A 1,076-nucleotide genomic window follows, 5' to 3' on the forward strand; every position below is an offset into this window, starting at 1 on the left:
CCCTAATGCGAGCTCGTTCGGGCAAGTGCTCCAAGTTCCCCGACTGTTACCTCTCGTGAGGCGCGTCTCGCGATACACGCAGCTCATACGCTTTCTGTCATTGTCATGGAGGTTTGGCATGACTCTACACGTTAGTGAGAGTTGGACCTTCTTTCGACTCGCAAATGTCGTCCGGTGCTAGCCCAACTTCCGAATTTTTCGGGGGTGAATTGTGGCTTTTCAGGCACTTGGCCTGATTTTTCGTCACTACACCGGGGTTTCGGACCAGCTTCGAACTGGGTCGATGATCTTTTCGGGTAGGTCGAGCAGGCGATAGATTTCGCGGTGCTCGGGCTCCGGTGTCGAGCACTTGCGGATCCGCAAGGTGGCCCCCGAGCTGGTCGGCAGCACGATGGTGGCGATCTGATGGGAGCCGAGCTTCTGGCGCAGGCTGGCCCAGGAGCTGTGACAGCCTTGCCGGCGCAAGGTGGTCTCGATCGCGATCAGCAGGTGGTAGGCCAGGAGCGCCAGAAAGATGTGGGTCTCGACCCGGCGCTCGAGCTGGTGAAAGATCGGACGCTCGGCCAAGGGGCTCTTGAGGCTGCGGAAGGCCGCCTCGACCATGGTCAGGAGGCTGTAGCAGCGCCAGACCTCTTCGGCCTCGAGATCGGTGCGATCGGTCTTCAGCAGATAGCAGCCGTCGAGCGCCGCGGCCCGCTCGTGGCGGCCCTGATCGAGTTCCACGGTCAAGCCCTTGCTGTCGGCCTGACAGTCGATCCGCCAGTAGCGCGCGACCCGGGGATAACGTTCCCTGAGCCGCCCGATCGCCTCGCCGATCTTGACCGGCTGAGCCAGCCGGCCCTTGTCGATGCGGGCCTTCAGGCGCTCCAGATCGGTCGTCAGGCGGGCCTCTTGCTTGTCCCGGATCGCCCGGTCCTTCGCGACCCGCTCGCTGCTGTGGCAGAGCACATGAGTTTGATCGCCCCGGCGCCGGCTCTTGACCTTGACCAGGCTCTTGCGTTGCGCCGGATTGGTTGGCGAGACGGCCCGATGGACCTGGGCGAAGTCGCCCTCGTCGGCAAACTCGGCCAGCCAGG

1 protein-coding gene is annotated in these 1,076 nt (G+C 63.3%); it reads right to left on the bottom strand.

All coding sequences use genetic code 11. The annotated features are described in order from the left end of the window. Positions 1 to 246 precede the first annotated feature (246 nt). The coding region (locus GY769_03925; GenBank protein ID MCP4201062.1) for a transposase at positions 247 to 1,076 on the bottom strand (830 nt) is incomplete at its 5' end.

The sequence above is a fragment of the bacterium genome, from assembly GCA_024224155.1.
Taxonomy (GTDB): Bacteria; Acidobacteriota; Thermoanaerobaculia; order Multivoradales; family JAHEKO01; genus CALZIK01.